The sequence below is a fragment of the Oribacterium sp. FC2011 genome (assembly GCF_000701645.1).
GTDB lineage: Bacteria > Bacillota > Clostridia > Lachnospirales > Lachnospiraceae > Oribacterium.
Genome location: NZ_JNJM01000055.1, coordinates 1 through 4,158, shown reverse-complemented (window position 1 = coordinate 4,158; position 4,158 = coordinate 1). Strand labels below are relative to the sequence as shown.

Annotated in this window: 4 protein-coding genes and 1 pseudogene; all 5 read right to left on the bottom strand. The window is 37.7% G+C overall.

Annotation, left to right across the window (positions count from 1 at the left end; genetic code table 11):
• A partial coding sequence (locus tag T357_RS0118240; RefSeq protein ID WP_031555808.1) for a hypothetical protein occupies positions 1-206 on the bottom strand: 206 nt, incomplete at its 3' end.
• A 282-nt stretch (positions 207-488) separates the two neighbouring features.
• Positions 489-1,859, bottom strand: coding sequence for a tetratricopeptide repeat protein (locus T357_RS20685; protein WP_049962553.1), 1,371 nt, complete (start codon positions 1,857-1,859; stop codon positions 489-491).
• A gap of 247 nt (positions 1,860-2,106) precedes the next feature.
• Positions 2,107-2,421, bottom strand: a complete 315-nt coding sequence (locus T357_RS0118230; protein ID WP_031547554.1) for a WXG100 family type VII secretion target — start codon at positions 2,419-2,421, stop codon at positions 2,107-2,109.
• A gap of 95 nt (positions 2,422-2,516) precedes the next feature.
• Complete coding sequence (locus T357_RS0118225) at positions 2,517-2,816, bottom strand: WXG100 family type VII secretion target (protein WP_031555802.1); 300 nt, start codon at positions 2,814-2,816, stop codon at positions 2,517-2,519.
• Positions 2,817-3,102: 286 nt separating this feature from the next.
• Positions 3,103-4,158, bottom strand: a pseudogene (locus tag T357_RS20680) (N-acetylmuramoyl-L-alanine amidase family protein); the annotation flags it as partial.

Genomic DNA, 4,158 nt, shown 5'->3' with positions numbered 1-4,158 from the left:
TTTTTAGGATCTATTTCAATCATCTTCTGCAAGGTCAGGATTGCTTCGTTAAAGTTTTCTTCGGCGATGTACTTGTTTGCAGATTTAAGCATTCGTCTGATGCGCTGTGCCGGAAGATTGAAGAATACAAGCATCCCGGCAAGTGCTGCCAGAAGGATTCCGGTCAAAACACAAATGATTATAATTGGACTTGATTTCTTTTCCATACCTACCCCTAAATGTTCTTTATAGTATGACTCCTCAGATATTATACAACTTTCCCAAAAACAAAAAAGCCCGCCACAAAGGACAAGCTTTTGAAAAAATAAAATTCAGTTTTCCACAGCATTCCTAACGAATGGAAATTCAAAGATCAAATCAGTATCCATCTCCAACATACGCTTCGTTAAGCCCTGTCATAATACTTTCATATACGCAGTTTTCCATATCATTTACCTCCAAGACTCGTTTCGATAGTTTCAAGCACCTTTTTGATGTTGTCTCTTTTTTCATCCAGCCCAGAACAAACCACCTGTTGTAAATATTCCTCGACTATCTGGTTCAACAAGCACCCATTTATGCTCATTGGAGCCATCTGTTTCTCTACGGTCCAAACAATATTGAAATTCTACATCATATCCTTCATTGTTCCACGATCCCGGTTCCCACATCTTAGCATTCTTATAAACATATATCGAGCCAGAATAAATATATTCATATTCCACATCATACCCGGTAGAAACGGAAAAATATACTTGTTGCCCCGGAATTTCATAAAAATCGCCATGGTCGATCAGCATATCGTTGGTGAAACGCACATCTGAAGCTAATTCTTCATTCGGATAATGTATTCCAATATAAGGGGCAGAAAAATCTTCCGAACCTGTCTGCGCTATATACTTTCCGTCCTTGCCGACTTTCTTTCCGTCAGGTGTCTCGGTATCAACAAGCATGGCTCCGTCTGCACCGACATAATAGGTGTCATCTATCCACTGATTCTTGAGCATGGCTCCGCTATCATTGAAGTAATATTTCTTTCCGTTTATTTCCTGCCATCCGGTTCGCATGATGCCATCTGTTCCGAGATAATAGGTTTTTCCGTCATCCTCCTGAAGTCCGGTGAGCATCACTCCTGATTTGTCGAATAGGTACCATAATTCACCTATCTTCTTCCATCCGGTAGCAGATTTGCCATCGGCTTCATAGTAATGTCTTCCGTCGGCTTCATCCACCCACCCATTGAAATGGTATTTACTCTCATCAAGATCTATAACATAAGTTCCTTTTTTGTGTTCACCTTCGTAGCCATTTTTGCTTACTGCATAATATTCGATGCTGTACTTTCCGTTTCTTCCAAGGGTTATGGACTCACTGTATTCATTCTCTTTGTTACCGGTTTCTGAACTATCAGCGGAGTTTGTATCATTCGCTCCGGCCCCGGAAATTATGTAATATATCTTGCTATCCTCCGGTGCATCAAGTGTCAGACTTATAGGGTCCTTATATGTTCCTCCGGCTTCAGAGATGGTGACCTCCGGGTTTACATCTGTTAGAACCTCGGATATCTTCCGGTTTTCCGGCATCAAAGTCACAGCTTCCTGAAGAAATTCTATCTCTTTATCAATGTCTCCGTTTTTCTCATATGTGTCTGCAAGAAGAACGTAGATATCTTCATTCTTCGGATCTATTTCCAGCATCTTCTGCAATGTCAGGATCGCTTCGTCATAGTTTTCTTCCGCTATATACTTGTTTGCGGATTTAAGCATTCGCCTGATGCGCTGTGCCGGAAGGTTGAAATATACCAGCATTCCCACCAGTGCCACCAGAAGGATACCGGTCAAGACTGAAATGATTAAAATTGGACTTGATTTCTTTTCCATAAATACCCCTGAACATTCTCTATATTAAGCAACGCCACTTGGGATGATTCTTGTCAGAGAGAACCGTACCATATGGCTTTATGTTTATATTCGTTTTCTATACTTTCCAAATATTATACATCTTCAGTAAAATAAAAACGTTAAGTATCTAAAAAGATTTGAAGTGCCACCTTAAAGTCTGAATATCGGGAGGCACCTCAAATCCTTTAGATCCTTAGCGTTTTTTAATTTTTCAACTTTCTATAAATCAGTTGATCAGATTTGATGAAACCGCCTGATTTGCTGCGGTTGTTGTCTTTTCAGCATTGGTATATACTGTTGCCATTTCTGCAAGATCTTGGGAATGCTCCTGAATCTTTGCATGTATCTTCTGCATATCGTCCTCAAGCTCATTGAACTTACTGATATATGACTGTGATGACTCACCTTCCCAGGCTGATGTAAGGTTCTTTACAAGTGTCATCATTTCAGATGTTGTGTTTAACACTGTATTGTCAATATTTGAAAACTCTGATGATGCGTTCTGAAGTTCCTCCGGTGTTACTTTTAACTGTCCTTCCATTTTTATTTCCTCCGTTAATTGTTTTTCCGTTAAAGTTAAATGTATTTTTGGTAATACGCTTTTATGGTCTGGTTTCTCTTATTCTGTACTTAATATCATGCTTTTCTGGTCTGAGCAGTGCTTAAGTTCTGTGCCTCTGCCTTGTCGTACTCAGTTGCATCGTTTTCAAGTGTTGAGATGAATTGCTTTATTCCCTGATAGAAAACATCAAACTGTTCCTTATCCGACTGGAAAGCATTATGGAAAGCATTTCTTGCTTCGCCTTCCCACATGTTTGAAAGAGCATTTTCCTTATCACTAAGGTTTGTAACCTGAGTCTTGAAAGTCTCATTTAATGTTGATAACTGTTCTGCCTGAGTTCTCAGTGTGCTTGTGTTTACTCTGAACATTGACATAATTACTTTTCTCCTTGAATTTGAAATTTATTTTTTGTGTTTTGTTTGTTTTCTTTTGTATGTACTCATATTAGCATCGTTATATATGTAATGGTTCAAAGTCTGATAAAAAGCAATATTCGCTGATGAATGGTATTATCCCTCATCCTTACGAAAGATTTTCGATATAAATATCAGGTAAATCATCGTCCTAATTGTTGTAAAGTATCTGAATTTTCACATAAATAAGATAATCGATGTATGCGGTAATCTACCGATGGTTTTCATTATAATTGTTTCATCATAACTACATATTATTTATGATTTCTATCATTTCCGCACAGTTGTATTTCTCTTGAGAAGTCATCATATCGGATTCATTGAAATACTTTAGTTTTAGTGCATTAAATTCTTCTTCACTGACAGGTTTTTCATCGAATTCATAATCAAAAAAACCAACATCAGAATCACCTCCACAAATATGATGAAGCTTCTCAAATCCATTTTGCTTAAACTTATAACTATACCAGTCTTCATAAATGCAAGTGCCACCACTTTCAAAAATCAGATTTTTTCTGTCATTATATTTAACTGACGTTTCATGAAGACCTCCAATTACTATGATTCTATTATCCACATAAGTGATAATTGATATAATACGAGGGGGGGTACAATCCGGGGAATATAAAAACAGCTCTGGAATTAAGTCATCATTTATATACGCATAATTCCAACATGATGAATATTTCGAATCTACTCGATAAAGATCATTTATGCTATATTGAAAATCTTGTTCTAAACCATATGTATCTATTATTGATGAAGATTTTGAGTTTCCATTTAGAAAATCAATATAAGCTTTCTTCCATGCCTCATCTATCTTTCTTCCATCCTTACCTACTTTCTTACCGTCGGGTGTTACAGTATCAACGAGCATGGCGCCGTCTGCCCCTACATAGTAGGTGTCATCGATCCACTGATTTGTGAGCATGGCTCCATTTTCGTTAAAGTAATATCTCTTTCCGTTTATGTCCTGCCAGCCTATGACCATGATGCCGTCAGATTTGAGATAATATGTATTTCCTTTGTCTACTTGAAAACCGGTAAGCATCACGCCATTACTGTCGAAAAGATACCATTTCCCTTTAAGCTTAAGCCAACCTGTAATTGATACGCCGTTTTCATCATAGTAATGTCTTCCGTCAGCTTCTTCTACCCACTCATTGAAATGATACTTATTCTCATCAAGTTTTATTGTATAGGTGGCAGTCTTGTGATCACCTTCGTATCCGTTTTTGCTTACTGCATAGTACTCAATGGTATATTCTCCGTTTTTATCTAAGCTTACGGGGGATGAATATTT

What these genes read in the sequence shown, in the direction of transcription:
- T357_RS20685 (WP_049962553.1), bottom strand. Translation starts at nt 1,859, where the DNA reads ATGGAAAAGAAATCAAGTCCAATTTTAATCATTTCAGTCTTGACCGGT.
- T357_RS0118230 (WP_031547554.1), bottom strand. Translation starts at nt 2,421, where the DNA reads ATGGAAGGACAGTTAAAAGTAACACCGGAGGAACTTCAGAACGCATCA.
- T357_RS0118225 (WP_031555802.1), bottom strand. Translation starts at nt 2,816, where the DNA reads ATGTCAATGTTCAGAGTAAACACAAGCACACTGAGAACTCAGGCAGAA.